The organism is Streptomyces sp. ICBB 8177, assembly GCF_003144095.1.
Classification (GTDB): domain Bacteria; phylum Actinomycetota; class Actinomycetes; order Streptomycetales; family Streptomycetaceae; genus Streptantibioticus_D.
Genome location: NZ_NSKH01000018.1, coordinates 2423597 through 2439035, shown reverse-complemented (window position 1 = coordinate 2439035; position 15439 = coordinate 2423597). Strand labels below are relative to the sequence as shown.

Annotated in this window: 10 protein-coding genes; 8 read left to right on the top strand and 2 right to left on the bottom strand. The window is 71.5% G+C overall.

All coding sequences use genetic code 11. The annotated features are described in order from the left end of the window. Window positions 1-38: 38 nt before the first annotated feature. The 7 genes from pta (at window position 39) to CK485_RS19475 (ending at window position 9973) form a co-directional block, all read left to right on the top strand. Window positions 39-2141 carry a phosphate acetyltransferase gene (gene pta, locus CK485_RS19505; RefSeq protein ID WP_109452284.1) on the top strand — a complete coding sequence of 701 codons (2103 nt, stop codon included), beginning with the start codon at window positions 39-41 and terminating at the stop codon, window positions 2139-2141. 121 nt (window positions 2142-2262) lie between these two features. Next, the gene (locus CK485_RS19500) at window positions 2263-3414 is read left to right on the top strand and encodes an acetate kinase (protein WP_109452282.1); all 1152 of its coding nucleotides are present in this window, start codon (window positions 2263-2265) and stop codon (window positions 3412-3414) included. Between the two features lie 83 nt (window positions 3415-3497). Further along, entirely contained in the window at window positions 3498-4928 is a 1431-nt protein-coding gene (pyk, locus tag CK485_RS19495) for a pyruvate kinase (RefSeq protein ID WP_109452281.1), read from the top strand. A 173-nt stretch (window positions 4929-5101) separates the two neighbouring features. Next, the gene (locus CK485_RS19490; RefSeq protein ID WP_109452279.1) at window positions 5102-6343 is read left to right on the top strand and encodes a hypothetical protein; all 1242 of its coding nucleotides are present in this window, start codon (window positions 5102-5104) and stop codon (window positions 6341-6343) included. A gap of 125 nt (window positions 6344-6468) precedes the next feature. Beyond that, entirely contained in the window at window positions 6469-7548 is a 1080-nt protein-coding gene (locus CK485_RS19485; protein ID WP_109452277.1) for an NDP-sugar synthase, read from the top strand. A gap of 54 nt (window positions 7549-7602) precedes the next feature. Further along, window positions 7603-8430, top strand: a complete 828-nt coding sequence (locus CK485_RS19480; RefSeq protein ID WP_109452276.1) for a polyprenol monophosphomannose synthase — start codon at window positions 7603-7605, stop codon at window positions 8428-8430. Continuing rightward, complete coding sequence (locus tag CK485_RS19475; protein ID WP_241968406.1) at window positions 8414-9973, top strand: hypothetical protein; 1560 nt, start codon at window positions 8414-8416, stop codon at window positions 9971-9973. Before CK485_RS19480 ends, CK485_RS19475 begins: the two co-directional genes overlap by 17 nt. Window positions 9974-10061: 88 nt before the next feature. Here CK485_RS19475 and CK485_RS19470 read toward each other — a convergent pair whose 3' ends face one another. Together CK485_RS19470 and CK485_RS19465 are read right to left on the bottom strand one after the other, a co-directional pair. Further along, window positions 10062-11744: a glycosyltransferase family 2 protein gene (locus tag CK485_RS19470; RefSeq protein WP_109452274.1), complete on the bottom strand. Its 1683-nt coding sequence runs from the start codon at window positions 11742-11744 to the stop codon at window positions 10062-10064. A 59-nt stretch (window positions 11745-11803) separates the two neighbouring features. Continuing rightward, window positions 11804-14050, bottom strand: a complete 2247-nt coding sequence (locus CK485_RS19465) for a bifunctional glycosyltransferase family 2 protein/CDP-glycerol:glycerophosphate glycerophosphotransferase (RefSeq protein WP_109452272.1) — start codon at window positions 14048-14050, stop codon at window positions 11804-11806. Between the two features lie 398 nt (window positions 14051-14448). Between CK485_RS19465 and CK485_RS19460 the strand changes: the two genes are divergently transcribed. Beyond that, window positions 14449-15360 (top strand): ABC transporter permease, encoded by a 912-nt coding sequence (locus tag CK485_RS19460; RefSeq protein WP_109452270.1) that lies wholly within the window; start codon window positions 14449-14451, stop codon window positions 15358-15360. Window positions 15361-15439 lie beyond the last annotated feature (79 nt).

Below are 15439 nucleotides of genomic sequence, written 5' to 3'. Positions count from 1 at the left end.
CGCCAGGCCGGCGTCGAGCGGCGAGGAGGAGAACGCGCGTGACGCGCAGCGTGTACATCACGGGCATCGGCAGAGGCGACGGCCGCCAGGTCGTCGAGCTGGGGGTCATGGAACTGCTGACCCGGCAGGTGGACCGGGTGGGAGTGTTCCGCCCCCTGATGCACGGTGACGGCCCGGACCGCCTCTTCGAGCTGCTGCGCGCCCGCTACCGGCTCTCCCAGGACCCCTCCACGGTCTACGGCATCGGCTACGCGCAGGCGGCCGTGCTCCAGGCCGAGCGGGGCACCGACGAGCTGGTCTCCCTGCTGGTCGACCGCTTCCACGCGGTGTCCTCGCGGTACGAGGCGGTGCTCGTGCTGGGCTCGGACTACCACGACACCCAGCTGCCCGCCGAGCTGGCGCTCAACTCCCGGCTGGCCAACGAGTTCGGTGCCTCGCTGCTGCCGGTGGTCGGCGGCGCCGGGCAGGACGCGGACTCGATCGCCGCCGAGGTCCGCAACGCCCACCGCGCCTTCACCTCCTCCGGCTGCGACGTACTGGCCATGATCGCCAACCGGGTGCCGCCGCAGGCCGCGAAGGACGCGGCCCAGCGGCTCGCCGGACGCCTGCCGGTGCCGGTCTACGTGCTGCCCGAGGAGCCGTCGCTGTCGGCGCCCACGGTGGCGCAGATCGTGCAGGCCCTCGGCGCCGACGTCCTGCTGGGCGACGACGCCGGACTCGCCCGCAACGTGCTGGGCTTCGTCTTCGGCGGCGCGATGCTGCCCGCTTTCCTGCCCGCGCTGACGGCGGGGTGCCTGGTGATCACGCCCGGGGACCGCGCCGACCTGATCGTCGGATCGCTCGCCGCGCACTCCGCGGGCTCGCCGCAGATCGCCGGGGTCCTGCTCACCCTCGACGAGCGCCCCGGCCCCGACATCATGGCGCTGGCCACCCGGCTCGCCCCGGGCACGCCGCTGATCGCGGTGCCCGGTGGGTCGTTCCCCACCGCCGCCGAGCTGTTCGGCCTGGAGGGCAAGCTGACGGCGGCCACCCCGCGCAAGGCGGAGACCGCGCTCGGCCTGTTCGAACTGCACGTGGACACCGCCGAGCTGACCGACCGGCTGTCGGTGGCCCGCAGCGGCCGGGTCACCCCGATGATGTTCGAGCACGAGCTGATCGAACGCGCCCGCTCCGACCGCCGCCACGTGGTGCTGCCCGAGGGCACCGAGGAGCGCATCCTGCGCGCCGCCGAAGTGCTGCTGCGCCGCAACGTGTGCGACCTGACGCTGCTCGGCGACGAGCAGGTGATCCGCAGGCGGGCGGGGGAACTCGGCGTCAACCTCGGTCTGGACGCCACCGGGCACAACGGCGGCGCGATCGCCCGGGTCGTGGACCCGGTCACCTCGCCGCTGCGGGAGAACTTCGCCGAGCTGTACGCCAAGCTGCGCGCCCACAAGGGCATGACGGTGGAGATGGCGCACGACGTGGTCGCCGACGTCTCCTACTTCGGCACGCTGATGGTCCAGGAGGGCCTGGCCGACGGCATGGTCTCCGGCGCCGTGCACTCCACGGCGGCCACGATCCGTCCCGCGTTCGAGATCATCAAGACCGCGCCGGACGCCTCGATCGTCTCCTCCGTCTTCTTCATGTGCCTGGCCGACCGGGTGCTGGTCTACGGCGACTGCGCGGTCAACCCCGACCCCGACGACCGCCAGCTGGCCGACATCGCGTGCAGGTCCGCGGTCACCGCCGAGCGGTTCGGCGTGCGGCCGCGGGTGGCGATGCTGTCGTACTCCACCGGCACCTCGGGCTCCGGCGCCGACGTCGACAAGGTCCGCAGGGCCACCGAGATCGTCCGCGAGCGCCGCCCCGACCTGCTGGTGGAGGGCCCGATCCAGTACGACGCGGCGGTGGACGCGCAGGTCGCGGCCACGAAGCTGCCGGGCTCCGCGGTGGCGGGACAGGCCACGGTGCTGATCTTCCCCGACCTCAACACCGGTAACAACACCTACAAGGCGGTCCAGCGCTCGGCCGGCGCGATCGCGGTCGGCCCGGTCCTCCAGGGCCTGCGCAAGCCCGTCAACGACCTGTCGAGAGGAGCCCTGGTCCAGGACATCGTGAACACGGTGGCCATCACAGCGATCCAGGCCCAGGACCAGTAACACCAGGGTTGTGGGCAGTCGTCCCTCCCCCGGCCACCGCTGGGGGTGCCCCCCGGCGGGACGGGTGGGCACAACCGACCACCGGCCCGCACCCGCCCCCGAGACCCCCGGAACAACACACGTGACCGCAACCCACGTCCTCGTCCTCAACTCAGGCAGCAGCAGCCTGAAATACCAACTCCTCGACATGTCCGCGGACGCGGCCCGCAAAGCCACCGGCATCGTCGAGCGCATCGGAGAGCCCGCGGGCCCCGCCGACCACACCGAGGCCCTCAGGAGGGTCGCGGACGAACTCGCCGCCCACGGCGCGGGCCTCGACTCCCCGGACCTGGCCGCCATCGCCCACCGCGTGGTCCACGGCGGCACCCGCTTCACCGACCCCACCCTGATCACCGACGAGGTGGTCGCCGAGATCGAGCACCTGATCCCGCTCGCCCCGCTGCACAACCCCGCCAACCTCACCGGCATCGAAGTCGCCCGGCGCCTGCGCCCCGACCTGCCGCAGGTCGCCGTCTTCGACACCGCGTTCCACTCGACGATGCCGCAGGCCGCCGCCCGTTACGCCATCGACCGCACGGTCGCCGACGAGTACGGCATCCGCCGCTACGGCTTCCACGGCACCTCGCACGCCTACGTCTCGCGCCGCACCGCGCGGCTGCTGGGCAAGGACCCCTCCGAGGTCAACGTGATCGTGCTGCACCTGGGCAACGGCGCCTCCGCCTCGGCGGTGCGCGGCGGGGTGTGCGTGGACACCTCGATGGGCCTGACCCCGCTGGAGGGCCTGGTGATGGGCACCCGCTCCGGCGACCTCGACCCGGCGGTGATCTTCCACCTCACCCGGGTCGCGGGGCTGTCCCCGGACCAGGTCGACACCTTGCTGAACAAGCGCAGCGGCCTGCTCGGGCTGTGCGGGGACAACGACATGCGCGAGATCGGCCGCCGGATGGCCGAGGGCGACGAGGCCGCGCGGCTGGCGTTCGAGGTCTACGTGCACCGGCTGCGCAAGTACGTCGGCGCGTACTGCGCGGTGCTCGGCCGGGTGGACGCGGTCGCGTTCACGGCCGGAGTGGGCGAGAATTCGGCCGCGGTGCGCGAGGCCGCCCTGGACGGCCTCGAACCCCTCGGCATCGAGATCGACGCGGTGCGCAATGCTGTGCGCGGCAGCGCGGAGCGGCTGGTGTCCACCGACACCAGCCGGGTCGCGGTGGCCGTCGTCCCCACCGACGAGGAACGGGAGATCGCCCAGCAGGCGTACTCGCTGGTCCGCCCTTAGACATCCGCACAGACAGCGGCCGGCCCGGAGCCGTTTCCCCCGAATATTCCGGACCGGAACAAAATATCGATAGGATCGTCCACATGCGCCGAGCGAAAATCGTCTGCACCCTGGGTCCCGCCGTCGACTCCTACGACCAGCTGAAGGCGCTGGCCGAGGCAGGGATGAACGTGGCCAGGTTCAACTTCAGCCACGGCACCCACGCCGAGCACGAGGAGCGCTACCACCGGGTGCGCAAGGTCGCCGAGGAGACCGGCCGCGCCATCGGCGTGCTGGCCGACCTCCAGGGCCCCAAGATCCGCCTGGAGACCTTCGCCGACGGGCCCGTGGAACTGGTGGCGGGCGACGAGTTCACCATCACCACCGACGACGTCGCGGGCGACAAGCACATCTGCGGCACCACCTACAAGGGCCTGCCCGGCGACGTGAGCGCCGGCGACCCGGTGCTGATCAACGACGGCAACGTGGCGCTGCGCGTGGTCGAGGTGCACGGCTCGCAGGTGCGCTGCCTGGTCGTCGAGGGCGGCATCATCTCCGACCACAAGGGCATCAACCTGCCCGGCGCCGCGGTCAACGTCCCCGCCCTGTCCGAGAAGGACGTCGAGGACCTGCGGTTCGCCCTGCGCATGGGCGCGGACATGGTCGCGCTGTCCTTCGTGCGGGACGCCAAGGACGTGCGCGACGTGCACCGCGTCATGGACGAGGAGGGCCGCCGGGTCCCGGTCATCGCCAAGGTGGAGAAGCCGCAGGCGGTGGACAACATGGAGGACGTCGTCGCCGCGTTCGACGCGGTGATGGTGGCCCGCGGCGACCTCGCGGTGGAGTACCCGCTGGAGAAGGTCCCGGTGGTGCAGAAGCGGCTGGTCGAGCTGTGCCGCCGCAACGCCAAGCCGGTGATCGTGGCGACCCAGATGATGGAGTCGATGATCCACGCCTCCCGGCCCACCCGCGCCGAGGCGTCCGACGTGGCCAACGCCATCCTGGACGGCGCCGACGCGGTGATGCTGTCGGCCGAGTCCTCGGTCGGCAAGTATCCGATCGAGACCGTCAAGACCATGGCCCGGATCGTCGAGGCGGCCGAGGGCGAGCTGCTCAAGCGCGGCCTGGAGCCGCTTGCGCCGGGCAAGAAGCCGCGTACCCAGGGCGGCGCGGTCGCCCGCGCGGCGGCCGAGCTGGCCGACTTCCTGGACGCCAAGACGCTGGTGGCGTTCACCAAATCAGGTGACACCGCGCGGCGGCTGGCCCGCTACCGCGTCCCGGTCCCGGTGCTGGCCTTCACCACCGACGCCGCGACCCGCAACCAGCTGGCCCTGACCTGGGGCGTGCAGACCCACCTGGTCGAGCACGTCGACCACACCGACGCCATGGTCGACCTCGTCGACCAGGAGATGCTCAAGCTCAGCGCGTACGGCAAGGGCGACACGGTGATCATCACCGCGGGCTCCCCGCCCGGCGTCCCCGGCACCACCAACCTGGTGCGCGTCCACCACCTGGGCGGCGGCACCTCGGACTGACGGCACGCCCCATGACGCGGACCCCGGGCCCACTCGGCCCGGGGTCCGCGTCGTCGTGCCGGACGAGCCGCGCGTCTGTGAATACGGTGAGAGTGGTCACGTCGATGAACCAAACCGCTCCCGCAGCACTCTTGGATAGCGCCCCGAGTATGCCCACGCACGAAAGCCCATCCATGGTCGACCTTGCGCCGCCGCCCCCTGAACAGGCCGCCACCAGCCCACTGGGCCGGGCCCTGGCGAGAGTCCGGACCCGGCTGCGTCTGCCGGCGGTCCGGCGGGAGCCGGTGACCGTCCGCTTCGACCGCCGCGAGGCCGTCCGGGCGGTCGGTCTGTACCTGGCGATCGCCGCGCTGGGCTTCGCGGTCCTGCTACTGCTCTCCCACCACCTGCACTACTCGGTGGAACACGTACTGCACCGCTGGGACAGCGCCAACTACCTGAGCGTCGCCGAGCACGGCTACCCGCACCACCTGAGCTACCGGCCGAACGGCCGCCCGGCCTGGTCCACGCTCGCGTTCTTCCCGCTCTACCCGGGACTGATCTGGCTGGTCCATCTGACCGGGCTGCCGTTCACCTGGGCGGCGGTCGCGGTCTCCTGGGCGGCGGCGGCGGTCGCCGCGGCCGGCGTCCACACCCTGGCCTCCTCGGTGAGCGGCCGGCGCGCCGGATACGCGTGCGTGGCGCTGTGGGCCTGCTACCCGTACGCCTTCGCGCTGTGGGTGCCGTACTCCGAAGCGTGCTTCAGCGCCGTGCTCATCTGGGCACTGGTGGCGCTGCTGGCCCGCAGGTGGCTCGCCGCCGGAGTGCTGACGGCGCTGGCAGGCACGTTGCGTCCGACCGCCTCGGTGCTGGTCGGCGTGGTGGTGGTGACCGCGCTGCGGCAGCTGGTGCGCGAGAGGCGGTGGCGGTGGCAGGGCAAGCCGGTGGTCTGCGCGCTGGTGGCCCCGCTGGGGCTGGTCTTCAGCTGGCTCTACCTGGGGGCCCAGGTCGGACGGCTGGACGGCTGGTTCCAGGCGGAGAAGGCCTGGGGGCAGTCCTTCGACTTCGGCCGGGGCACCGCGCACTTCCTCAAGCGGGTGGCGACCTACCGCGAGGTGGACGTGCGCAGCATCGCCGTGCTGGCGCTGCTGCTGCTGACCGCCGTCGCGGTACTGGCGCTGGTGCTGGACCGCACGGTGCCGTGGGTGCTGATCCTGGCGCTCGCCGGGGTGTGGGTGCTGGCGGTGGGCACCCCGGGCTCGCCGCTGTCCAAGCCGCGGTTCCTGCTGCCGTTCCTGCCGATCGCGCTGCTTCCCATGGCGGTCGCGGTGGGCGGTCTGCCACGGTTGGTGCGCGGCGCGCTGTACGGCTCGGGGGCGCTGTTCGCCGGGATGTACGCGGTCGGACTCCTGCTGAGGTTCCGCTACTCACCGTGACCGGCGGCCCCCGGGGGCGGGCACCCCGCGCGGTGCGGGATGCTGTGACGCACAACGACGCACGTAACAACGAAACATCGACGTTCCAACGACGCACAACGTCAGTCAACGAATGAGGTAAGTCAGTGGAAGCGATCCTCCTGGTCGGCGGGAAGGGTTCCCGACTGCGCCCGGTTACGGAATTCACGCCGAAGCCGATGGTTCCGACCGCCGGAGTGCCCTTCCTCGCGCACCAGCTCGCCAGGGCGCGGGCCGCGGGTGTCGACCACGTGGTGCTCGCCACGTCCTACCTCGCCGAGGTCTTCGAGCCCTACTTCGGCGACGGCGCCCGGCTGGGCCTGCGGATCACCTACGTCCACGAGACCGAGCCGCTGGGCACCGCAGGCGCGATCCGCAACGCCGCCGAGGCGCTGACCTGCCCGCCCGACGCGCCGGTCCTGGTCTTCAACGGCGACATCCTGACCGGTCTGGACATCGCCGGCCTGGTCGACAGCCACCGCGCGGCCGGCGCCGACGTCTCGCTCCACCTGACCCGGGTCGAGGACCCCAGCGCCTTCGGCCTGGTCCCCACCGACGGAAGCGGCCGGGTGCTGGCCTTCACCGAGAAGCCGGAGCGCCCCGAGGAGATCGTCACCGACCAGGTCAACGCGGGCTGCTACGTCTTCCGCCGCTCGGTCATCGACACCATCCCGGCCGGCCGCCCGGTCTCCGTCGAGCGCGAGACCTTCCCCGGCCTGCTGGCCTCCGGCGCCCACCTGCACGGCGTGGTCGACCGCACCTACTGGATGGACCTGGGCCGTCCGGCCGCGCTCATCCAGGCCTCCGCCGACCTGGTGCGCGGCCTCGTCCCCTCCCCCGCGCTGCCCGGCCGCACCGGTGAGTACCTGGTGCTGGACGGCGCCCGGGTCGACGAGGGCGCGAAGCTGTCCGGCGGCACGGTCGTCGGCGCGGGCGCCGACGTCGCCGCCGACGCGGTGGTGGACGGCTGCGTGGTGCTGGACGGCGCCCGGATCGAGGCGGGTGCCCAGCTGCGGGCCAGCCTGGTGGGTGCCGGCGCCCGGGTCGGAGCGCGTACCGTACTGGACGGCGCCGTCGTCGGCGACGGCGCCGAGGTGGGCTCCGACAACGAACTGCTCGCCGGTGCGCGGGTGTGGTGCAACACCACGCTGCCCGACGCGGCGATCCGTTTCTCCCCCAACTGCTGAGTCCTGTCGCCCGGCCGCGAAGGCCGCACCCCGCTGAAGAAAATCCCGGAGCTGATGACTACGACAACGACCCCCGCGACGGCGCAGTCACCCACCGCCGTCCTGCGCCGCCCGGTGGCGCTCCCGGCCGAGTGGGGCCGCACCCCGCTCACCGTGGTGATGCCCACGTACAACGAGGCGGAGAACCTGCCGCGGATGGCCGAGGCGCTGATGGCCCTGGACATGCCGGGCCTGCGGCTGCTCGTGGTGGACGACAACAGTCCCGACGGCACCGGCGAGGTCGCCGAGCGGCTGGCCGAGCGGTACAACACCGGCGGCCGGGTGCGGGTCAGCGTGCTGCACCGCACCGCCAAGGACGGTCTGGGCCGCGCCTACGCGGCGGGCATGGACCAGGCGGTGGCCGACGGCGCCGCGTACGTGCTCCAGATGGACGCCGACGGCAGCCACCCGGTGGAGTACGTGCCGCAGATGCTGGGCGCCGCGCTGTCCACCGGCGCCGGGTTCGTGATCGGCAGCCGCTACGTCAGCGGCGGCCGGCTGGCCGAGGAGTGGGGCTGGCACCGCAGGCTGCTGTCGCGCTGGGCCAACGCCTACGTCAGCGCCGTGCTGCGCACCGGGCTGCGGGACGTCACCGCGGGCTTTTGCATGTGGCGCGCGGACACCGTCACCGCGATGCGGCTGTCGCAGGTGCGCAGCAACGGCTACAGCTTCCAGGTGGAGCTGAAGTACCAGGCGGTGCGCTCCGGTTGCACCGGGGTGGAGATCCCGATCCACTTCGAGGAGCGGCAGATCGGCGCCTCGAAGATGACGCTCGCCGTCCAGCTGGAGTCGGCGATCCTGCCCTGGCGGCTGCGGATGGACTCCCGTGCGCGCCGCCGCTGACGACCGGGCCGAGGTGCGGCCGGACGACCCCTCCCGCGCGCCGCGCGGGACCGGCGGCGTCCGGCCGGACGTCCTGCGCAAGGCCGCGGGGGCCGCCTCGCTGCTGGTCGTCGTGCTGCTCGCCGTGATGGCGGTGCGCCTGCCGTGGGCGGGCGACCTGGGCATCCACGCGGCCACCCTGGAGCGTCTGCGGCACGACATGTCGGATCCGGGCGACCCGCTGGTCAACGCCGACGTGACCAGCCCGTACTACTCGCCCTGGATGCTGTTCCTCGCGGTGCTCGGCAAGGTGACCGGGCTGACCACCTTCCAGGTGCTGCACGTCGCCGCCGCGATCAACCTGGTCCTGCTGGTCACCGGTGTACGGCAGTTCGTGCGCACGCTCACCGCGCGCAAGGGCGCCGTGGCCATGTCGATCCTTTGCCTGGCGCTGCTGTGCGGCTGGGGGCTGTTCACCTGGAGCGGCTTCACCGGCCTGACCTCGCTGGCCCTGTGCCTGGCCTACCCCAGCAGCTTCGCGCTCGGTGTGGCGTTCCACCTGTGGGCGCTGCTGCGCAGGGCGCTGGCGGCCGACTGGGGCTGGGTGCGCTACCTGGCGCTCGGCGTGGTGCTCGCGGTGGTGCTGCTCAGTCACCAGTTCACCGGTGTGGTGACCTCGCTGGGGCTGCTGGCGATCGCGCTGGGCCGCACACCGCTGCCGGCGCGCGCGGTCTGGTACAAGCTCGGCGCGGGCGTGGCGCTCGCCGTCGCGATCCTCGCGGTGTGGCCGTACTACTCGTTCTTCGGGCTGCTGGGCGTGGGCGGGCTCAACTCCGTCCACAAGCCGCTGTACGAGCACCTGGTGTCGCACTACGGCCTGCTGGCGCTGGGTGTCGTCGCGCTGGGGCTGCGCTTCCGGCGCGATCAGCGCGACCCGCTGGTGCTGTTCTTCGCGATGGGCGCGTTCGTCTACTTCGCGGGCGACGTCACCGGCCAGTACGCCTACGGACGCGTCCTGCCCGCGGTGTTCATCTCCGCGCAGCTGGCGCTGGGCATCGAGGTGGCGGGCGAGAGCGGGCCCGCGGTGCGCCGCTGGCTGGTACCGGTCACCGCGGCGGCGCTGCTGGTCGGCTGCTGGGCGCAGGCCGGCACGCTCAACTACGTGGCAGGGCGCTCGGCGATGCCGTCGGCGATGCGGCACGTGCCGTCGCAGAAGCTGTGGGCCGGGTACGGCTGGATCCGCAAGGACGTGGCCTGGGGCGACACCATCATGACAAAGGACTACTTCGCCCTGCGGCAGGCCCCGGCGTACGGGGCGTACACCGTGGAGTCGGGTTACCCGGACTTCTTCCTGCCGGACCAGACCAAGCGGACGAAGGACACCAAGCTGTTCTTCAAGAAGACCACCTCCCGCGCGCGGAAGTTGTCCATCCTGCGCGAGTTCCACGTCAAGTGGGTGATCGCCTTCCCCTCGGACGGCGGTCTGTCGCCGCACGACCCGGCGCTCGAACGAGTCGCCCGGGGGCCGCACGGCGAGGTGCTCTACAAGGTCCGCTCGACCTGATTCCACCGCCGCGCCGACGAACGGGCGGGCCGGTCACGTGAGTTCACGTGACCGGCCCGCCCGTTGCGTGTGGGGTACCGCGCCGGTCCTACTTGAGCAGGCCCTTCGCCAGTCCGCGCACCGTACGCAGTCCGGGTCCCGCGACCCGGCGCAGCGCCGGCAGGTACGGCTCGACGCGGGCGAACAGCCCGGTGCGCTCCCAGACGATCTGGAGCCGGCCCGCGCCGTGGCCCTCCGGCTCCACGGTGACCAGGTGCTCGGCCACCCCGCCGTGGTAGCCGATCTTCTTGCGCACCCGCGGCAGGTCCAGCGGGGCCAGCAAGAGGCTGGTGTTGTGCTGCTTGTGCTGGGTCAGCGCCAGCACCGGGTGGCGCACCCCGGCGAAGCCGTGCTTGGGCAGCGGCACCGCGGCCAGGTCGATGACGACGGTGCCCTCGAACAGCCCGGGGCGCACCGGGTCGAGCCGGAAGGAGGTGCTGAGCCGGCTGGAGCCGCCCGCCACGTGGACGGTGGCGACGGCCGGGCCCATCGGCAGCTGGTTGCCCGGGTCGTAGGTGCGCACCGCCAGCTCCAGCCGGGAGCCGGAGGCGGGGGTGACCCGGGTGATCTCGTGCCGCAGCATCGCGGTGCGGAACGGCCGGCCGCGCAGGTCGAGGTCGGTGATCTCCAGTTCGCTGGCGGAGTCGGGATCGGCGGGGATCTCCGAGCCCCAGAAGGTCCGCCCGGTGCCGTCGGTGACGACCTCACGCGGTGCGACGCCCCGGCCCATGCCGCGCGAGGCCAGCTGCGCCTCCTCGTAACGGCCGTCGCGCACCAGCTGGATGACGACGCGCTGGTCGCGCGGCAGCCGCTGGAACGCCTCGGGGGCGAGGGTGTCGAGGTACGGGTCGACCTCGTCGCGGAACTGCTTGATCCACTCCGGGTCGCGGTAGGGCAGGTCGCCGGTGTACATCCGCAGGTCGTGCTTGAGGAACTTGAAGTCCTTGTCGGTCTTCAGGTCCGCGTGCCCGGACTCCACCATGAACGCGTCGATCAGCTTGGCGACGTTGACCCGGTCGCGCACGTTCTCGATGCGGTGGCGCTGGTTGGAGATGGACAGCGCGCCCACGGCCTCGTAGGGCGAGATGTACCAGCGGTAGACCGGCTGCGGCAGCACGGCGAAGGCCCGGGCCAGCATGTAGGCCTGGGCTGACCACAGCTGGTCCTCGTAGTGGATGCCGAGCGGGAAGCGCAGCGTGTGCCGGTCGATGAACGCGCGGCGGTAGAGCTTGTTGGTCGACAGGTGCTCGAAGAGCAGCCCCGGCTCCTGGGCGATGCCGCGCACGATCCGGCGGCGGCCGAACAGGTGCGGGTGCCAGTACGAGACCTCGCCGGTGTCGGTGCGCACCCGCTCCACGCCGCCCATGGCGAAGTCCAGGGTGTCGTCGTCGCGCAGCTCCTTGAACAGCGACTCCACCGCGTCGGCCGGCAGTTCGTCGTCGCTGTCGAGGAACATCAGGTACGGCGCGCGGGCGATCTCCATCGCCTCGTTGCGCGGCGCGCTGCACCCGCCGCTGTTCTCGGCGAGCCGGTGGTAGACGATCCGGTCGTCCTGCGCGGCGAGTTCGCGGGCCACCTGCGGGGTGTTGTCCGTCGAGTGGTCGTCGCTGATGATGATCTCGATGTTGCGCAGCGTCTGGTTGCGCAGCGACGCAACCGCGCGGGGCAGCCGCTCGGCGTCGTTGTAGACGATGACGGTCACGGTGACGTCAGGGCGGGCCGCGGTGGCCATGGATCCTCCGGTCGACGCATCTTGCGGGTGGGCGGGGTGGTCGGTCACGGTCACCCCCTTCACACGGACGGGGCCGGCTCGGCCTGGACGGCTCCCGGCGCGGGCGCCGGCGTCCGGCGCTCCAGCGGGAGCACGGGCGGCACGTTCGGTTCGCCGAGGAAGACGTGGCGCACGACGCGCTCGGCCGCGTGGCCGTCGTCGAACTGGCAGAACCTGCGCCGGAACGCGGCCCGCCTGACGGCCGCCTCCTCGCCCTGCCAGGCACCGCTGCGGAACACCCGCTCCACTTCGTCCTGGCTCCTCGCGGTGACGCCAGGGCCCTCCGTGGTGAGGTCGAAGTAGACGCCCCGGGTGACCGAGTAGGTCTCCCAGTCGTCGGCGAAGACCACCATCGGCCGGTCGAGATTGGCGTAGTCGAACATCACGGAGGAGTAGTCGGTGATCAACGCGTCGGAGGCGAGGCAGAGTTCCTCGACCGAGTCGTAGTTGGACACGTCTATGATCAGCCCCATCCGGTGCAGCCGCTCCAGCGGCGACAGGCCCCGGTCGTAGAAGTAGTGGCCGCGCACCAGCAGCACGAACTCCTCGCCGAGGTTGCGGGCCATCCGCTCCAGGTCGAGCCGCGGCTCCCAGGCGGCCTCGTAGTCCCGGTGGGTCGGCGCGTACAGCAGCGCCTTGCGGCCCGGCGCGATGCCGACGCGCTCGCGGATGCGGGCGACGTCCGCGGCGGTCGCGGTGTAGAAGACGTCGTTGCGCGGGTAGCCGTAGTCGAGCGAGGTGAACGGCACCGGGTAGGCGCGCTCCCAGGTCTCGGTCGAGTGGCTGTTGGACGAGACGCTGAAGTCCCAGCGCTGGCACCGCTCGAGCAGCGCCTCGTAGTCCACACCGCGCGAGGTCGCGGGGTACGGGATCTGGTCGACGCCCATGCACTTGAGCGGGGTGCCGTGGTGGGTCTGGACGTGGATCTGGCCCGGGCGCTTGACCAGGCCGTCGGCGAAGTTGACGTTGTTGACGAAGTACTTGGCGCGGGCCATCACGCTCCAGTAGCGGCGCGAGCCCGGTTCCACGTAGTCGGTGCCCGGCGGCAGCAGCGGCACGTTGGCCCGGCGGGTCACCCACACCTGGCGGATGTGCGGGGCGAGTTCGGCGAGCTTGGCGGAGATGGCGCCGGGGCTGCACGCCACGCCGCGGTCCCAGTAGGCGGAGAAGACCGCGAGGTCCTCCTCGATCGGGTGGCGCAGCTGCTCGTGGTACTCGCCGGCCTTGACCTTCTCGGCGAGCGCCTTCTTCGTCCTGACCGCCAGGGTGCGCACGTTGCGGCGCTTGCGGTTGGCGGACTGCAGGGCGCGGTAGCCGGAGTAGGAGTCGCGCTCCAGCATGGCGTGCCGCACGCCGTTGAGGTTGGCGGGGCGCTGGTAGCCGGCGGGCTTGAAGCGGTGGAAGTGCTCGGAGGCCAGGTGGAAGAACTCCGTCTGCTCACCCTCGGTCAGCTCCGACTGGGCGAGCACCTTGAGGTAGCGGCGGATCATGCCGCTGAAGATGATCGCGCGGTGCTCGGCCGGCAGGTGGCGGGCGTCGACCACCTCCCACAGCCGCTCGTACTGGCGGAACAGGTTGAACTGGCCGGTGGGCGCGGGCGGGTTCTCCGGCTCGACGCGGCGCACCAGCACCTCGTCGATGATCGCGACGCGCTCGGCGCACGCGAGGCCGCCGATGGCGGGCAGCACCTCGGCGTACTCGTCCATGCCGAACAGGTCCTGGTGCCCGTCCTGGAAGTCCGCCCGCAGAACGCGGTTGGCGAGCGTCGGGGTGACGTGCAGGATCTCGGGCTGGGTGCGCGCCGAGAAGACCTCGCGGCCCGGGAGGACGAACAGGGCGCCGTCACCGCTGCCGGTGGCCTGCTGCATCCAGTTGACCCGCTGGTGGTCGAAGAGGAGGACGTCCGGCCGGTCGGCCGCGGCGATCCCCTCGATGCGCCGGGCGAGCTTCTCCAGGGCGCCGGGAGCGAGGCGGTCGTGGGCCCCCAGGTACAGCACGTAGTCGCCGGTTGACAGTGCGGCACCGGCGGCGCGGGCGGCCCCGCTGGTGCCGTCGGGGTCGGGGGCGGCGACCACCCGTACCCGCTGATCGCGTTCCGCGCAGTCGTCGAGGATGCCCCGGGTCGCGTCGGTGGAACCGTGATCGACACCGATGACCTCGAGCCCGGGCGCCGCATCACCGCCCGACTGGCTGAGCACGCTCTCAAGACAGCCCCGTAGGTAGCCCTGGGCGTTGCGGGCGGTGACGATGACACTGAACGTGATCATGGATGGGCAGTTCCCGGTAGGCCGCGGACGGTGGAAGAGGCTCGGAACGGTGGTTCCCTGCCACTCCATTCCATATTCCATATGCAACTTTTAACTTCCGGGCCAGATCTTACGTCAGCACCCCGGCGGCACCGCGGGACGGGTGTGACGGACCGGTCGCACGGAGTGACGAAACCCGCTGCGACGTGCGGAGTCGGCCGGCCGGGAGAGCGCTTGCCGCCCCGGGGGCGGAGCACCTATGGAGCAGCATTACCCTGTGCCTCTGCCCTCGCTGATGCGTGCGCTGACACACGGTATCGTCTTCCGTGGCATCGCTGTATCCGCAGCCCGTTCACGGCCGTACGCCTTCGGGCATTGTGCGCCCAACCGGACACGTCCTCGAACCGAAAGCCCCCAGCGTGAACCGACTAGTGGAGTCCCCGGCAGCGCCGGTCAGTCCGGACGCGGGACTGAGTCCCAAGGAAGTCGCCGAGAAGTACGGCCTCTCGGTCAGCAACGCGCGGCCCCCGCTGCCCGTCTACACGCGGCAGCTGTGGCAGCGGCGGCACTTCATCACCTCGTTCGCCACCGCGCGGCTGACCGCGATGTACACCACGGCCCGGCTGGGCCAGGCGTGGCAGGTGATGACACCGCTGCTCAACGCGGCCGTGTACTACCTGATCTTCGGCGTGCTGCTCGGCACCAACCGCGGCACCCCGAACTTCATCCCCTACCTGTGCACCGGCATCTTCGTGTTCAACTTCACGCAGACCGCCGTGCTCTCCGGGACCCGTTCGGTCTCCGACAACCTCGGCCTGATCCGGGCGCTGCACTTCCCGCGCGCCTGCCTGCCGATCGCCTTCACCGTGATCCAGTTGCAGCAGCTGATCTTCTCGATGGGTGTGCTGGGCACCATCGTGCTGGTCACCGGCGTGCCGTTCACGCTGAACTGGCTGCTGGTGATCCCGGCGCTGATCCTCCAGTCGGTCTTCAACGCGGGCCTGGCGATGGTCATGGCCCGCATCGGCGCGAAGACCACCGACACCGCGCAGCTGATGCCGTTCATCCTGCGCACCTGGATGTACCTGTCCGGCGTCTTCTACAACCTGAGCAACTACAGCTCCAGGTTCCCCCACTTCGTGATGCACCTGCTGAACGCGAATCCGGCGCTGGTCTACATCTCCCTCATGCGTCACGCACTGATCGACACCGTCACCCCGGCGAGCCTGCCGCCCCACGTGTGGGCGATGGCGCTGGGCTGGGCCGTGCTCGTCGGCTTCGCCGGGTACGTGTTCTTCTGGAAGGCTGAAGAGGAGTACGGCCGTGGCTGACGCCCCCGTGACGGGTACGGCGACCGAGGTGACCACCGAGGAAGCCCCGGGCCCGCAGATCTACACCCCGCCGTCGCAC